15 protein-coding genes and 1 pseudogene are annotated in these 15,237 nt (G+C 69.4%); 8 read left to right on the forward strand and 8 right to left on the reverse strand.

The genetic code is table 11. The annotated features are described in order from the left end of the window. The first annotated feature begins 53 nt into the window (after window positions 1-53). Both ACIA5C_RS27630 and ACIA5C_RS27635 read left to right on the forward strand, forming a co-directional pair. Entirely contained in the window at window positions 54-791 is a 738-nt protein-coding gene (locus ACIA5C_RS27630) for a hypothetical protein (protein WP_396059536.1), read from the forward strand. Between the two features lie 40 nt (window positions 792-831). Beyond that, window positions 832-1,812, forward strand: coding sequence for a GNAT family N-acetyltransferase (locus tag ACIA5C_RS27635; RefSeq protein ID WP_396059538.1), 981 nt, complete (start codon window positions 832-834; stop codon window positions 1,810-1,812). Here ACIA5C_RS27635 and ACIA5C_RS27640 read toward each other — a convergent pair. Beyond that, window positions 1,795-2,256, reverse strand: coding sequence for a gamma-glutamylcyclotransferase (locus ACIA5C_RS27640; RefSeq protein WP_396059540.1), 462 nt, complete (start codon window positions 2,254-2,256; stop codon window positions 1,795-1,797). The genes ACIA5C_RS27635 and ACIA5C_RS27640 overlap by 18 nt on opposite strands. Window positions 2,257-2,341: 85 nt before the next feature. On the opposite strand from ACIA5C_RS27640, the gene ACIA5C_RS27645 reads away from it, so the two are divergent. Continuing rightward, window positions 2,342-3,739: an NAD(P)H-quinone dehydrogenase gene (locus tag ACIA5C_RS27645; RefSeq protein ID WP_396059542.1), complete on the forward strand. Its 1,398-nt coding sequence runs from the start codon at window positions 2,342-2,344 to the stop codon at window positions 3,737-3,739. Here ACIA5C_RS27645 and ACIA5C_RS27650 read toward each other — a convergent pair. After that, complete coding sequence (locus ACIA5C_RS27650; protein WP_396059544.1) at window positions 3,693-4,460, reverse strand: DedA family protein; 768 nt, start codon at window positions 4,458-4,460, stop codon at window positions 3,693-3,695. The genes ACIA5C_RS27645 and ACIA5C_RS27650 overlap by 47 nt on opposite strands. Before the next feature lie 288 nt (window positions 4,461-4,748). Between ACIA5C_RS27650 and ACIA5C_RS27655 the strand changes: the two genes are divergently transcribed. After that, window positions 4,749-5,282 (forward strand): GNAT family N-acetyltransferase, encoded by a 534-nt coding sequence (locus tag ACIA5C_RS27655; RefSeq protein WP_396059546.1) that lies wholly within the window; start codon window positions 4,749-4,751, stop codon window positions 5,280-5,282. Here the strand turns inward: ACIA5C_RS27655 and ACIA5C_RS27660 are convergent. After that, entirely contained in the window at window positions 5,279-7,024 is a 1,746-nt protein-coding gene (locus tag ACIA5C_RS27660) for an acetyl/propionyl/methylcrotonyl-CoA carboxylase subunit alpha (protein WP_396059548.1), read from the reverse strand. The two genes, ACIA5C_RS27655 and ACIA5C_RS27660, sit on opposite strands and share 4 nt — an antisense overlap. 22 nt (window positions 7,025-7,046) lie before the next feature. Here ACIA5C_RS27660 and ACIA5C_RS27665 point away from each other — a divergent pair, with 22 nt between their 5' ends. The 3 genes from ACIA5C_RS27665 to ACIA5C_RS27675 are packed head-to-tail and all read left to right on the forward strand — an operon-like array spanning window position 7,047 to window position 9,338. Continuing rightward, window positions 7,047-7,619, forward strand: a complete 573-nt coding sequence (locus tag ACIA5C_RS27665; protein WP_396059550.1) for a PadR family transcriptional regulator — start codon at window positions 7,047-7,049, stop codon at window positions 7,617-7,619. A 31-nt stretch (window positions 7,620-7,650) separates the two neighbouring features. Then, the gene (locus ACIA5C_RS27670) at window positions 7,651-8,583 is read left to right on the forward strand and encodes an ATP-binding cassette domain-containing protein (protein WP_396059552.1); all 933 of its coding nucleotides are present in this window, start codon (window positions 7,651-7,653) and stop codon (window positions 8,581-8,583) included. Next, window positions 8,583-9,338 carry an ABC transporter permease gene (locus ACIA5C_RS27675; protein ID WP_396059554.1) on the forward strand — a complete coding sequence of 252 codons (756 nt, stop codon included), beginning with the start codon at window positions 8,583-8,585 and terminating at the stop codon, window positions 9,336-9,338. Before ACIA5C_RS27670 ends, ACIA5C_RS27675 begins: the two co-directional genes overlap by 1 nt. On the opposite strand, the gene ACIA5C_RS27680 is transcribed toward ACIA5C_RS27675, so the two are convergent. From ACIA5C_RS27680 to ACIA5C_RS27700, 5 genes are all read right to left on the reverse strand, one after another. Further along, window positions 9,335-9,964, reverse strand: a complete 630-nt coding sequence (locus ACIA5C_RS27680; protein ID WP_396059556.1) for a Maf family protein — start codon at window positions 9,962-9,964, stop codon at window positions 9,335-9,337. The genes ACIA5C_RS27675 and ACIA5C_RS27680 overlap by 4 nt on opposite strands. 70 nt (window positions 9,965-10,034) lie before the next feature. After that, window positions 10,035-11,087 (reverse strand): S8 family serine peptidase, encoded by a 1,053-nt coding sequence (locus ACIA5C_RS27685; protein ID WP_396059558.1) that lies wholly within the window; start codon window positions 11,085-11,087, stop codon window positions 10,035-10,037. Window positions 11,088-11,164: 77 nt separating this feature from the next. Next, window positions 11,165-12,553, reverse strand: a complete 1,389-nt coding sequence (locus ACIA5C_RS27690) for a hypothetical protein (RefSeq protein ID WP_396059560.1) — start codon at window positions 12,551-12,553, stop codon at window positions 11,165-11,167. 59 nt (window positions 12,554-12,612) lie between these two features. Next, the gene (locus tag ACIA5C_RS27695) at window positions 12,613-13,023 is read right to left on the reverse strand and encodes a hypothetical protein (RefSeq protein WP_396059562.1); all 411 of its coding nucleotides are present in this window, start codon (window positions 13,021-13,023) and stop codon (window positions 12,613-12,615) included. Between the two features lie 151 nt (window positions 13,024-13,174). After that, the gene (locus tag ACIA5C_RS27700) at window positions 13,175-13,372 is read right to left on the reverse strand and encodes an acyl-CoA carboxylase subunit epsilon (protein ID WP_396059564.1); all 198 of its coding nucleotides are present in this window, start codon (window positions 13,370-13,372) and stop codon (window positions 13,175-13,177) included. A 102-nt stretch (window positions 13,373-13,474) separates the two neighbouring features. Between ACIA5C_RS27700 and ACIA5C_RS27705 the strand changes: the two are divergent. Next, window positions 13,475-14,671 (forward strand): annotated as a pseudogene (locus ACIA5C_RS27705) (serine/threonine-protein kinase); the annotation flags it as partial. Window positions 14,672-15,237: the final 566 nt, after the last annotated feature.

Genomic DNA, 15,237 nt, shown 5'->3' on the forward strand with positions numbered 1-15,237 from the left:
TCGGACGGGAAGAATATTTTCCAGATCGGTCACGAGGAGAGCAGAATCGGCGCGTGACCCCCGAACAGGCTGCCGCCAACGCCAAACCGGGACTCGCGACGATCGTCGGTGCCTTCGCCGAGTCACCGCAGACGCTCCGCCGGGCGCGTCTGCTGGGCCTCTCCGGCTGGGCCTACCACGTGTCGGCACGGGCCGGAGCGCTCGGCGACGTCCGCCCCGAGACGGTGGCCGCGGCCATCGGCTTCATCGCTCCCGAGGCCGTCGTGGACGGCTGGGAGTCGACCGCCAAGACCTCCGCGCCGATGGAGGTCGCCGCCTGGCACCTGCACGAGATGTGCGCCTGGGGCGTCGAACGGCTGGGCGGTTTCCCTCGGCTGACCCGCCTGCTCGAGCTGGGCGACCGGGTGGTGACCGCGGTCGACGTGGCCGCCCTGCCGCTCTTCGCGGCCTGGCGGGCCATGCCGGTGCCCGCCCCGTCGCCGGGCGCGCTGGCCGCGATCATGCTGCACCTGCTGCAGGAGCATCGGCTCGGCGTGCACGTGGTGGCGGTGCGGGCGAGCGGGCTCACCCCGCTGCAGGCGATCATCGCCGGGCCGGAGGGCGAGACCGGCGCGGTGGCCTTCGGGTGGCAGCCGCCCTACCCTCCGGCCGGGCCGATCGTGCGTCGTCTCATGTGGGCAGAATCGGTCGCCGACGCGCTGGCCGGGCAGGCCTACGCGGCCCTCGACCGGTCCGAGCGGGTGGAGTTCGTCGGGCTGCTCGAGTCGATCAGCCACCGGCTGACCCGATAACCGCTCGACCGGCGCCCGGGCGGTGTGGTCCGATCCGACGATGACCGCACTGCCTTTCGCCGGGACGGCACTGCCCGAGGGCTGGAACGTACGCCGGCCGACGCTCGACGACCTGCCGGCCATCCTCGCGATGGTGCAAGCCAGCGACATGGCCGCGGTCGGTGAGGCCGACTTCACCCCCGACGAGGTGCGCGAGGCGCTCACCGACCCGGGCACCGACATGAGCCGCGACAGCTGGGTCGTGTTCGACGAGACCGGCACGCTCGTCGGCTGGACCTATCCGCACAACACCGACGGCGGCGACCGCGACTTCATCGAGGTCTACGTCTGGCCGTCGCGCGGGTTGCCCGCCCAGCGTCCGCTGCTGGAGATGATCATGGCCCGGGTGGCCGAGCGCGGTGCCGAACTGGGGCACGAGATCTACCGGATCCGGGCCGGGGCGGTGCCGATCGAGAAGGACTACATCGAGCTGCTGACCGAGGCCGGCTTCGTCTTCAACCGGCAGCACTCGCGCATGCGCAGGTCCCTCGACGGTGTCTCGCCGACCCCGCCCGCGCCGCCGGTCGGCGTCACGATCCGCGAGCTGCGGCACGACGACGAGGCCGAGATGCGCCGGTTCCACGAGGTGATCGAGGACGCGTTCCGCGACACCGACCACCTGGCCGTCGACTACGACGTGTGGCGCCGGCAGGTCGAAGCCGAGCCGACCAAGACCTGGAACGAGTGGCTGGTCGCCCTGGTCGACGACGAGATCGCCGGAGCCCTGCAGTCGGTCGACGGCGAGGACAACGAGGGTTTCGTCCGGCGCCTCGCGGTCGGCCGCGGACATCGGCGCCGGGGCATCGGCGAGGCGCTGCTGCGGCACGCGTTCGCCGTCTATGCCGGCAACGGGCGCGAGAAAGCCGGCCTCGGCGTCGACATGGCCAACCCGACCCGCGCGGTCCAGCTCTACCTCGCGGTCGGACTGACCCCGCTCTACCAGGCCAACATCTACGAGAGGTCGCTAGATCTCCGGGTTTGACGTACGCGTCGGGCGCCCCCGGAGCTCCTCGACGTAGTCGTCGGGCGCGCCCGCCTTCTCCGCCGCGTTCGCGATCTCGGAGAGGTACCACGCGGTCGGCATGCCGCCCTCGTAGCCGTCGAAGACGTAGACCCAGGCGCTGAGGTCACCCTCGAGCGTTGATACACGCACCGTGAGCTTCTGGTACGCCCCCGCGGTCACGCCCTCGACCTCGTCGAGCTGGGCGGCGTCGCCGGGATGGACGTCGTAGAGGGACACGAAGACGCGGTCGCCGGGCGACTCGACTATCGTCGTGACGGCACCCTCCCAGCCCATATCCCCCTCACCGGCAAAAGTCAGGCGCCAGCCTTCTATCCAGCCCACCCCCACCATCGGGGAGTGCGGACAGTAGGCCCGCATGCGGGCCGGGTCGAGGTTTGAGCCATACGCGGCGTAATGACGCACGGCGATGACGATAGCCGGACAGGGCGGTCGTGGAGAATACAAGGAGTGCGTGTCGGCACAGTTGACGCGGAGAGGACAGTGCACCGTGAGCCGGATCGTGATCATTGGTGGGGGACCGGGTGGGTATGAGGCGGCCCTGGTCGCCGCCCAACTCGACGCGGATGTGACCCTCGTCGAGGCGGACGGCCCGGGCGGTGCGTGCGTGCTGACCGACTGTGTGCCGTCCAAAACTTTCATCGCCAGCTCGGAGGTGATGACCGGATATCGGCACAACGACCGGTTCGGCATCCGCTCCGGCGGCGTCGAGGCGACCGTCGACGCGGTCGCGGTCAACCAACGGGTCAAGAAGCTGGCGCTGGCCCAGTCCGGCGACATCCAGGACAAGCTGGTCAAGGTGGGTGTCGACGTCGTCCGCGGCCGGGCGAGGCTCGGCGAGGACAGCCTCGGGCACACCCACCAGGTGCTGATCACGCCGGAGGGCTCCGACGCGTACGCCCTGGATGCCGCGACCGTGCTCATCGCGACCGGAGCAACCCCCCGCGTGCTCGCGTCGGCGAAGCCGGACGGCGAGCGGATCCTCGACTGGCGGCAGGTCTACGACCTCACCGAGTTGCCGTCCCACCTGATCGTGATCGGCTCGGGTGTGACAGGTGCCGAGTTCGCCAGCGCCTACCTGGCGATGGGTGTGAAGGTGACGTTGGTCTCCAGCCGGGAGCGGGTCATGCCGCACGAGGACGCCGACGCCGCGATGGCGATCGAGCGGGTCTTCCGCGAGCGGGGCATGACGATCCTCAGCAAGTCACGCGCCGACTCGGTGGTCAACACCGGCGACGGGGTGCTGGTCACGCTGGCCGACGGGCGCACGGTGACCGGCTCGCACGCGCTGATGGCGGTCGGTGCAGTGCCCAACACCGCGTCCCTCGGCCTGCGCGAATACGGAGTGGACGTCGCCGACGGCGGCTACATCACGGTCGACCGGGTGTCCCGCACCAACGTGCCCGGCATCTACGCGGCCGGCGACTGCACCGGCGTGCTGCCGCTGGCCAGCGTGGCCGCCATGCAGGGACGCATCGCGGTCTGGCACGCGATGGGCGAGGCGGTGGCGCCGCTACGGCTGCGGACCGTCTCGGCGAACGTCTTCACCGACCCCGAACTGGCCACGGTCGGCGTCTCGCAGAACGACGTCGATGCGGGCCGGATGCCGGCCCGGCAGGTCATGCTGCCGCTGACCGGCAACGCCCGGGCCAAGATGTCCGACCTGCGGGACGGCTTCGTCAAGCTGTTCTGCCGGCCGGCGACCGGTCAGATCGTCGGCGGTGTGGTGGTGGCTCCCAAGGCGAGCGAGCTCATCCTGCCGATCACGATGGCGATCGAGAACAACCTGACGGTTGATCAGCTCGCGCACACCATCACGATCTATCCGTCGCTGTCGGGGTCTATCGCTGAGGCGGCACGTCAGCTGATGCAACACGAACGGCAGTAATTACCGGTACGCCGGTCAGCTCCGCGTCGAGCGCCGCCGCGGTCGTTTCTTCGCTCGCCTCCTCCGCCTGGTCGGCCTGGTCGGCCTGGTCGGCCGCTTTGCGGCCGCCGAAGAGGGCGAGGATCCAGCCGGCCGTGCCGAAGACCACCGCGGCCGTGGCGGCGATGATGAACAGCCGCCAGGCCGACTGGGTGATCGCGGTGCCGCCGACGTGGCCGACCAGGCCGCCGTAGGTGGCCCAGCAGATCGCGGCGGCGCCGTCGTAGAGGGCGAACATCTTCAGCGGGTAGCCGGTGCGGCCGGCGTGAAAACCGGCGGCCATCCGGCCGCCCGGAACGAACCGGCACAGCAGGAGTACGAGAGGGCCCGGTCGCCGCAGACCGCGGGTGAACCGCTCGGCCGCTCTCCGCGCGCCGCTCTTGGTCTCGGCGTCCTCGTTCTTCGGGGCGAACCGGGCCCGCAGGTTGCCCAGCCAGTGCCGGCCCACGCCACCGGTCGACCGGCCGAGCATGAACGCGATCGAGTCTCCGGCGAACATGCCGAGCGCGCCGATCGCGATCACCAGCGCCAGGTTGAGGTTGCCGTAGACGGTCAGCGCCCCGGTCGTGATCATGATCGCCTGGACCGGGACCACCGGGACCATCGCGTCGACCGTCAGGAACCCGAAGAGGGCAAGGTACGCCCACAACGGTGTTGCCATGGCGGTCAACAACTGGGTCATCGGGTGGTCACCTCGGGGGGAATCGTCGGCTCCCGGCAGTATCCGGGTTGGCACCTGAGATTGTGCTGTGTTCAGCATGCTCCCTGATCAGGGGCGGTCGGCGGTGACGACCGACACGGTACGGTCTCGATCACGACAGACTGGTACGCACGCGTGCTGTTTTCTGGGCGTGCCCGGTCGGCGTACCTTTGTGGTGCCGGAAACGCCGGGTCCCCCGTTCCTGGTGTTGCGGCTGGGCCGTCGGTAGGTCCCGTACCGACGGCCCCCCTATGCGTAGTGTGTGGGCGCGTGCCCGCATTGACGCTTCCCGCCCTGTCCGTCCAGGCTTCGTTCCTGGCTGCCGTCGACGAACTCCGGGCCGAAGATCAGCTCGATCCGACCGGCCCGATCGCTCGCGCGGTGGCCACCTACGCATCCTCGTGGCACGAGCCGGCCGAGTTCCAGCGATTTCTCGACGATCTCCGGGCCCAGGAGCTCGAGGAGACGCCGCGGCCGGCCAACCTTGTGCCGACGACCCACCTGTGGTGGGTCGAAGGCTCCGCGTTCCTGGGACGGCTGAGCATCCGGCATCGGCTGGCGCCCGAGCCGGCCGGGTCACGCAACGGCCACATCGGATATGAGGTGCGCCCGTCGGCCCGCCGGCAGGGGCATGCCACGGCGATGCTGGCCGCGTCGCTGGCCTGGGCGCGGCGGATCGGCCTGGAGTCGGTGCTGCTGACCTGTGACGAGGACAACGAGGCGTCCCGCCGCACGATCGAGCGGAACGGCGGCGTTCCCGACTCGCCGAGTGGCGGGAAGCTGCGCTACTGGATTTCGAGCTAGTCGATCGAGCAGATGGCCGCGCCCGCCGTCACCGTCGCCCCCACCTCGACCGTGAGGCCCGAGACGACGCCCGACTTGTGGGCCTGTAGCGGCTGCTCCATCTTCATCGCCTCGATCACCACGATCACGTCGCCCTCCTGGACCGAGTCGCCGTCCGAGACCGCGACCTTGACGATCGTGCCCTGCATCGGGGCGGTGAGTGACGCCGCGTTCCCGGCCGCCTTCTGCGCGGCCACGCCCGTCCGCCGGCTCGCCGGCCGGGCCGCAGCCGGCGCCGGACCCCCGGCCAGCAGCGACGCCGGCAGCGAAACCTCGAGCCGCTTGCCCCCGACCTCGACCACGACCGTCTCCCGCGGCGACTCCGCGGCGTCGACCGGCACGGCCGCGAACGGCGGGATGCCGCCCGCCCACTCGGTCTCGATCCACCGCGTATGGACCGTGAACGGTTCACCGGTGAAGGCCTCGTCAAGAACGACCGCGCGGTGGAACGGCAACACGGTCGCGATGCCCTCGACCACCGTCTCGTCGAGCACCCGGCGGGACCGTTCGAGCGCCTCCGCACGGGTCGAACCGGTGACGATGATCTTGGCGAGCAGGGAGTCGAAGTTTCCGCCGATCACGCTGCCCTGCTCGACGCCGGCGTCGACGCGTACGCCCGGGCCGGAAGGCCAGTGCAGAGCCGTCACCGAACCGGGGGCCGGAAGGAAATTGCGGCCCGGGTCTTCGCCGTTGAGGCGGAATTCGATCGCGTGCCCGCGGGGAACCGGGTCCTCGGTGACGTCGAGCGGGTGGCCCGACGCGATCTGGAACTGGGCCCGCACCAGGTCCATCCCGGCGGTCTCCTCGCTGACCGGGTGCTCGACCTGCAACCGGGTGTTGACCTCGAGGAACGAGATCGTGCCGTCCTGGCCGACCAGGTATTCGACCGTGCCGGCGCCGTGGTAGCCCGCCTCGCGGCAGATCGCCTTGGCGCTGGAGTGGATCGACTCGCGCTGCGCCTCGGTGAGGAAGGGCGCCGGGGCCTCCTCGACCAGCTTCTGATGACGGCGCTGCAGCGAGCAGTCGCGGGTGCCGACGACGACCACGTTGCCGTGCGTGTCGGCGAGCACCTGCGCCTCGACGTGCCGGGGACGATCGAGGTAGCGCTCGACGAAGCACTCGCCCCGCCCGAAGGCCGCCACCGCCTCGCGTGTCGCGCTCTCGAACAGCGCCGGGATCTCCTCGAGCGTGCGCGCGACCTTGAGCCCGCGGCCGCCCCCGCCGAACGCCGCCTTGATCGCGACCGGCAGGCCGTGCTGCTCCGCGAAGGCGACGATCTCGGCCGCGTCCTGGGCCGGTTCGGCCGTGCCGGGCACCAGTGGGGCGCCGACGCGCTGCGCGATGTGCCGCGCGGTGACCTTGTCGCCGAGGTCGCGGATCGCCTGCGGGGTCGGGCCGATCCACGTCAGCCCGGCGTCGATGACCGCCTGGGCGAAATCCGCGTTTTCCGACAGGAAGCCGTAGCCCGGGTGCACCGCGTCGGCGCCGGCCTTCTTCGCGACGTCGATCAGCTTGTCGATGCGCAGGTAGGAGTCGGCGGCGGTCTCGCCACCCAGCGCGTAGGCCTCGTCGGCCAGCCGGACGTGGAGGGCGTCGCGATCACCGTCGGCATAGACGGCGATGCTGGTCAGCCCGGCATCTTGGCAGGCCCGGACGACTCGGACGGCGATCTCGGCACGGTTAGCGATCAATACCTTGCGCACGACGTGAGCCTACGCTGTGAGGGTGTCCGCGACGCGCATGATGATCCTCGGGGTGGTCCAGTGGCTGCAGCCGGTGCACGGCTATGACGTACGCCGGGAGCTGCTGAGCTGGAGCGCCGACAAGTGGGCCAACGTGCAGCCGGGCTCGATCTATCACGCGCTGCGCAAGCTGTCCGAGGAGGGCCTGCTGCGCGAGGTGGCGACCGAGCAGGTGGGTGCCCGGCCGGCCCGCACCTCGTACGAGATCACGCCGAAGGGCGCGGCCGAGTTCCAGTCCCAGTTGCGTAATCAGTGGTGGCATCTCGCCTCGGCGCCCGACCCCTTCATGGCCGCGTTCGCATTCCTGCCGACCCTGCCCCGCGACGAGGCGGCGGCCGCGCTGCGCAACCGGGCGATGCAGCTTTCGGCGGGGGTCAAACAGCTGGAGGCTGCTCTCTCGGCAGACTGGCTCGACAACAAGCCGGTCTATGTCGCCTGGATGTGGGAGCTCGTGATGGCGCGATCCACGGCCGAGATCGACTGGTGTGAGCGGATTGCCGCCCGCATCGAGTCGGGGCAGCCCTATCTTTCGTCGGAAGCGAATAATCAAGTTTGACTAGTGTGGTCGGCGGGCTTACCGTTCCCGCATGATTGAGACTCGCGGGTTACGCAAGTCGTTCAAGACACGCCAAGGGGTCGTCGACGCCGTACGCGGCGTCGACCTCGACGTCGCCCCGGGCGAGATCTTCGGTTTCCTGGGTCCCAACGGGGCCGGCAAGACCACCACCCTGCGCATGCTGGCCACACTCATCCAGCCGGACGGCGGCTCCGCCACCGTCGCCGGCGTTTCGCTCTTCGACAGCCCGGCCGAGGTGCGCCGCCGCATCGGGTACGTGGCGCAGGGCGGCAGCACGTGGGACGAGTCGACCGCGCGCGAAGAACTCATCCACCAGGCCCGCTGCTACGGCATCACGAAGGCCTCCGCCACATCTCGCGCCGCCCGGCTCCTCGACAACTTCCAGCTCAGCGAATTCGCCGACCGCAAATGCCGGACGTACTCGGGCGGCCAGCGGCGCCGCGTCGACATCGCGCTCGGCGTCATCCACGACCCGAAGGTCGTCTTCCTCGACGAGCCGACCACCGGCCTCGACCCGCAGAGCCGCGCCCACATGTGGGAAGAGGTGCGCCGCCTCCGCGACGAAGGCATGACCGTCTTCATCACCACGCACTACCTCGACGAGGCCGACGCGCTCTGCGACCGCATCTCGATCATGGACAACGGCGAGATCGTCGCCTCCGGCACACCGGCCGAACTCAAACGCGAGATCTCCGGCGACGTCGTCCGGGTGGGCCTGGCCGCGGGCGGGCTCAGCGCGGCGGCGGAGGCTCTCGCCTCCTACAAACTGGAGACGTACGACGGGGGAGTGCGCCTGTTCGTCGACGACGGCGCCGTGGCGATCCCGCAGATCCTGCGGGCCCTCGACGCGGCCGGGGTGCCGCTGGGCACCATCGAACTGCACCGGCCCAGCCTCGACGACGTCTTCCTGACCAAGACCGGCCGATCCCTGCGGGAGAGCTGATGAAGCTGCTGCGCGACACCTCACTGATCTTCAACCGGCAGCTCGGGCTGCTCCTCCGCAACCCCGTCTGGATCTTCGTCGGGATCTTCCAGCCGGTCATGTACCTGCTGCTCTTCGCGCCCCTGCTGAAACCGGCGCTGCAGGTCCGCACCAACGCCGAGGCGTACCAGATCTTCGTGCCCGGCCTGCTGGTGCTGCTCGCCATCTTCGGCGGCCTGTTCCAGGGCTTCGGCCTGATCGCCGAACTCCGGGCCGGCGTCATCGAACGGGCCCGGGTCACCCCGATCAGCCGGCTCGCCCTGCTCCTCGGCCGCTCGCTGCGCGACACGGTCTCGCTGATCGCCCAGGCGGTCATCATCACGGTGCTGGCGCTGGCGTTCGGGCTGCGCGTGTTCATCGGCAACCTGCTCCTGGCCTACCTACTGCTGGCGCTGATCTCGATGATGACGTCGGCGGTCAGCTACGGGATCGCGCTGGTCCTCAAGAGCGAGGACGCGCTGGCCCCGGCCATGAACACGGTGTCGCAGCCGGTGCTGCTGCTCAGCGGCATCCTGCTGCCGCTGACGTACGCGCCGGGCTGGCTCCAGGGGGTAGCCGACTGGAATCCGTTCTCGTGGGCGGTGAAAGGCATCCGGGCCCTGTTCCAGGGTGACCTGGGCGCGCCGGTTGTCTGGCAGGGCCTGGCCATCATGGCGGCACTGGCGGTCCTCGCGGTCGGCTGGGCGGCCCGCGAGTTTGCCCGCAGCGTGCGCTAGCCGGCTTCGTCCGACTTCCGCCACAGTTGCGTGATCGAGATGTCCATCTCGGCGAGCAGGTTACGCAGCAGCGGCAGCGACAGGCCGATAACGTTGCCGGGGTCGCCTTCGATGCGGTCGACGAAGGCGCCCCCGCGGCCGTCCAGCGTGAACGAACCGGCCACGTTGAGCGGCTCGCCGGTCCCCACGTAGGCCGCGATCTCCTCATCGGTGACGTCGGCGAAATGCACCACGGTTGTCCCGACACCCTCGGCCTGCTTGCCGGAGACCAGCCCGGTCAGGTGGTGGCCGGTGTGCAGCACCCCGGAGCGGCCGCGCATCATCATCCAGCGCTTGACCGACTCTTCGGCGTTGGCCGGCTTGCCGAAAATCTCACCCTCGAACGCGAGCACCGAGTCACACCCGAGCACCAGCGCGCCGGGGTCGGCGGCCAGGTCGGCGGCGACGGTGCGAGCTTTCATCCGCGCCAGCCCGAGCGACAGCGTGTAGGCGTCCTCGGCCTCGACGACGGACTCGTCCACCCCGCTGACCATCACCTCGGCGTCAATCCCGGCCGCGGCGAGCAGGGCACGGCGGGCCGGGCTGGCCGAGGCCAGGATCAGGTGATACGCGATGTCGTTCTGCACGCTTCAGAGGCTACAAGGGCCAAAGCCCCCCTCGGGGCACACAACCGCGCGTTTCAGCCCTATTTTCCAGTCACGCCCGCCGCCGCCGCCGCACCGCCAGGAAACCTACGAGCCCCGCAACCAGCAGCACGGCCACCAGCGCGCCGACAATAAGCGGCGCGCCGCCGTCCGCCTTCTCCGCGCTGGGCGGTTCAGCAGCATTGTCGCTAGAGGCGGTCGCCGAAGCCGTGGTGGTCACGCTGGGCGACGTCGACGCGCTAGGAGCGCCCCCGCTCAGCGGCGGCACGTCAGCCGTGAGCGCCTTGACGATATTTAGCTCGCCGAATCCGCAGTCGTCGTCGCGCCCCGGCGGTCCGATGTCATCGGCGGTGGCCGTGATCCGGTGGATTACCTCAGGGGCCGACAGCTTTGGAAACCTCGCCCTGACCATCGCAACGGCACCTGACACGATTGCCGTCGCGTCAGAGGTTCCATCCGAGCCGACGTATTTGTTCCCAATACCGGTCGAGACGATGTCTACCCCCGGCGCACATATCTGAAGGTTCGGGCCGTGAGTCGAATCCGACCAGTGCTTGCCTTTCTTGTCGGTCGCGCCAACGGCTAGGACGCCATCAGCGGCCGCCGGGTAGCCTACTAGCTGGTCCCCCTCGTTTCCTGAACCAGCGACGATCACCACGTCAGCCTTATTCGCGTCTTTGATGGCCTTGAGCAGCTCAAAGGCAGGCGCGGATGCGATCGAAACGTTGATGACCTGTGCTTTGTGGGCTACGGCATAGTCGATTCCTTTGGCGACCATACCCCCGGGGATGTGCCCATCGTTCCCGGCCTTGATCGGAAGGATTTTGGCGCGGAGGGCGATGCCTAGCACTCCACTATTACCGTGGCCGCTACCTGCGATCAGGCCAGCCATGTTGGTCCCGTGACCATCAGTGTCGATTCGGCCGTCGGGCTTAGCGGTAACGAGGTTGTATCCCGCGAGAAGGTTGCCTTTGAAGTCTCGATGTGGATAAACGCCAGTATCGACGAGGGCGACAGTAATGCCGGCGCCGTTGCTGATCGCCTGTGCCCGACCGACATTGAGGCTTCGCAGGAACCACTGCTGGTCCCGGATGCTGTCGGCCATGGCCGGGCTGGTGGGGATGACAACAGCGGCTGCTAGGAGAAGCGCCCCGGCAGCCGCATGCACCGCACGACGGATAATCAACTGAGCCCGATCGCCGGTCCCGGGTCGATGCGTTGCTCTACCGGAGGCAGCACCACCGGGTCAACGCCCTCGTCGGTCGCCCACGGGTTATTTGGATCCCAAGTCATGTCTTCGGACTGGCCACGCCGACCAGATCGTCGACCGCCCAACTGGCCATAGGGCTGCTGGGTGCCGCCGGCGCTCATGCCACCGCGACCGGTCGCGGTAGCACCTCCCCGGGCACCGGAAGCCACACCTCGGCCGCCCACCATGCCGGGACCGGTCGTGGGCTCTCCGCCGATCACTCCGCCGACCGGATTGACTCGCTGCGGCCCCAGCCGACCGGCAATCGGCTCGCTAAGTCCGACGCCGGGGGTTTTTCCGATGATCCCGCCGGGCGGCATCGCCTTCAACCCGCCCTCAGGTGCGCCCCCGAACGGCTTGAACCCACCCTTGCCCTTGGGGAAGTTGCCGCCCGTCGGCAGCGTCCCGTTCGGCAGGACCGGGCCTGTACCCGGCGGCATGATGCCCGGGTTCACGGCCGGACCGCCGCCGCCGGGCAATGTGGTGATCGGATTGGGGCCAGGGGCAAGGGTTGGCGGCGGTGGAGGCGCGGTATTCGTTCCGCCAAGTACCAGGCCGGGATTGCCGTTGCCGCTGGGGAACGGCGAGCCGGTGGTCGGCAGCGCGTTGTGCGGCGTGGTTGGGAAGGCGGTGGTGGCGCCGTGGTTCGACGAAAACGAACTTCCACTGGTCGACCCGCCGCCGTTGCCTGAGAAAGGGGTAGGCACGACCGGTGGCAGGTTAGGCGCGTTGTTGGCGCCCCCTCCGACGTTGTGGGTGTCTCTGCCGACGTCAGACATGGGGGTGTATTGAGCCGGGCGGACGACTTTGAGCTGGGCCTGCGCGAGGTCGGAACTCACGCCGGACATCAACGTGATCGCCTTCTGCCGCAAGGCCTCCTGCTGCGACGCGGTCACCGGGGGCGGCTCGTCGCCGCTCGGGCTCGGGGTCGGCGTCGGCTGGCCGCTCGTGGCCTGCGCTTTCTTCTGCGCCTGCTGCTGGTTGAAGGCCACCAACGCCTTGTTGTTCGTATCCCACTGGCTGTAGAGCTTATTCATCTCCGACTTGGCCAGACCGAGGGAGAGGCTTGCCGAGCTCAACGCCTCGTGGTTGGAGAGCGCAGCCTCGTAGGTCTCGTTGAGGTTTTTGATCAGAGCGTCGAGACGGGTGATGTAGGCCGCCGCCGCGCTGCTCTTCTCCGGGGGCCACGCCGTCGCCAGCGACTCCCGGTATTGCTGAACCTGGAACATGTGCTCGCCGACCAGATCGGCGGACTTCTGCCAGCCGTCGACGATCTGGTAATGCGCGTCGATGTCGGGGCTCTGGGCGAGCTGCTGGATCATTTCCATGCTCATGCCCCACCAGTCGGTGCCCCCGCCGCCTCCACCGCCCGCTTCCAACATCACTCGTTCCCGTCTTTGGAGACCGACGTGAAGGCCGAATCGACGTCCGAGACCTTGGCGTGCGAGAAGGCGTCCGAGCCCCGGTAATCCTTGCTGACGTCCTTGGCCACCGTGGCGAACTGCTCGGTGCCCTTGCTGAAGTGGAAGACGTTCTGCTGGGAGATGTTCTGCGCGTCGTTGTGCACGACGAGGAAGGACGACAGTTCCTGAAACTCGGCGGGTGGCGAGGGAAGCTCGGTCAACATCAGCTGCTGCACCACCGGCACGTGCGTGTTGTAGTTCTTCGTGACGTCGCCCTGCAGCTGAGTCGCGAACTGCTCCATCGCCGTTACGTCGGCCTCGATCTGGCTGAAGTCGGTATAACCGTAATCTCGCATCCAGGCGGGCCCGCGGTCCTCCTCGGAAAGCATGCTTCCTCCCCCGACGGAACTACTTGACGATCACTCACCGAACATTCACGTTGAGCTCTCGTAGGGTAGTCGCTCGCCGCCAGCCGCGGGGGTCGCGATCGGCGGCGGTGGACGGTCGCAACCCGACCGATATCGATCGAGGTCAGATGATCTATCGTGGCAGGCCTGAGGAGCGCCAGGAAGCGGGGCCGATCGACGGACGTGCGGATCGGGCCCAGGTCGAGGTGGCGGGCCGGGCCGGGCGTGCATCGACGGCTGCGGATCGGGCCGCGATGATCGTGACGAGTGCGGCCAGCTCAAGATCGGTCGGGGTGCCGCGTACGACGCTGACCAGCGGTTCCTCATCCATCGACCGAGCGTACGACAAAGGCCCGGAGGTTCCGGTGACACGCGTCCCACACTCGGCTGATCAATTAGCTGCCGCTCGACAGGACCGGGTATTTTCTGCGTGATGTCTTCTTCTCCCCCGCTTATTGTCGCTGACCGTTACCGGCTCGTCGCGCCGCTCGGTCAGGGCGGGATGGGTCGCGTCTGGCGGGCGACCGATGTCGTGCTGCACCGCGACGTCGCCATCAAGGAACTCGTCCCGCCGCCCGGCCTGACGCCCGGGGAGCGGCAGGAGATGCGCGAGCGGTCGCTGCGTGAGGCGCGCGCGATCGCCCGGCTCAACAATGTCAACGTGGTCCGCGTCTTCGACGTGCTGCGTACGGATGCCGACCCATGGATCGTCATGGAATACGTGGCGTCCCGCTCGCTGCACGACACGCTGGCCAGCGACGGCCCGTTCAACGCGGTCCGCGCGGCCGAGATCGGCCTGGGCGTGCTCAACGCGCTGCGCGCCGCGCACCGCGCCGGCGTGGTGCACCGCGACGTCAAACCCGGCAACGTTCTGATCGGTGCCGACGGCCGCGTGGTGCTCACCGACTTCGGCCTGGCCACGGTTCCGGGAGACCCCAACGTCACCCGAACGGGTCTGGTGCTGGGCTCCCCGGCGTACATCGCTCCGGAGCGCGCCCGGGACGGCACCGCCGGACCGGCCGCCGATCTTTGGTCTTTGGGCGCCACTCTCTATGCCGCGGTGGAGGGTGCTTCGCCGTTCGCCCGCCCGTCGGCCATCGCGACGCTGGCCGCCCTGGCGACCGAAAATCCGCCGCAGTCACGCAACGCGGGCCCGCTGAAGCCGGTGCTCAACGGCCTGCTCCGCAAGGACCCGACGCACCGCATCAACGCGGAGGAGGCCGAGCGTCTGCTGCTGCGGGCGACCGGCCGACGGTCCAAACTGACCTTCCCGATGAGCCCGACCATGCGCCGTCCGGGCCTGGGTCGTGCGCTTCCGCCGACCGGGGCGATGCCGGTGGTGCCCGGTCCGCGTCCGCCGGTCGCGCCCTCGCGTCAGGGCAATCCGCCCGGTCAGACACCAGCTTCGGGGGGCCGCGTGGCGGCCGGCGACGGCCGGCCGCCGGTTTTTGTGCCCGGCAAGGCCTCGGTCGGCCGCACCCCCGACAAACCGACCCGCGTCGACGGGCCGAAGGCCGACGCTTCGCGTCTCGACCCCACCCGGGTCGATGGCCCGCCGGTCCGTGAAGACCAACCCCCATTCGGTACGCGGCAAGCCCCGCCACCACCCGCAACCCCGCCGTCCCGGCCTGCTCGCTCACATCCGAGCGAGGTGGATCCGGCTTTGACTCGCACCGCACGGGGTGGTCCGGGCGGCTTCACCGCCTCCGACGTGGCCGCGGCCCGGCGTAAGAAGGCCGCCCCCGAACACGAGAAGTCCCTGGCCGACGCCGCCGCGACGGGGCAACCGACCGACGCGACGACGGTCGTCCCCCCGCCCGGCAAGACCAGGCCCGTCGACCCGACGACGGTGGTTCCGCCGTCGAGGCCCGTCGACGCAACCACGGTGGTTCCGCGGCCCGTCGACGCGACGACCCGGGTTCCGTCGCCCGGTGAGACGAAGACGGCCGACGCGACGACGGTGGTTCCGCGGCCCAGCAAGACAAAGCCCGCCGACGCGACGACGGTGGTTCCGCCGCCGGGCAAGACGACGCCGGTCGACGCGACCACCGTCGTCCCGCAGCCGCTTGCCGACGCGACCACGGTCGTCCCGCCCCCGGCCGGCAAGCGCCGCCCATTGTCCGCCGACGCGACCACGGTCGTGCCGGCGCCGGCCCGGCCGGGTTCCGGTCGCAAGCCGGCGGTCACCGCCCCGAC

This window comes from Actinoplanes sp. NPDC051343, from assembly GCF_044455125.1.
Taxonomy (GTDB): domain Bacteria; phylum Actinomycetota; class Actinomycetes; order Mycobacteriales; family Micromonosporaceae; genus Actinoplanes.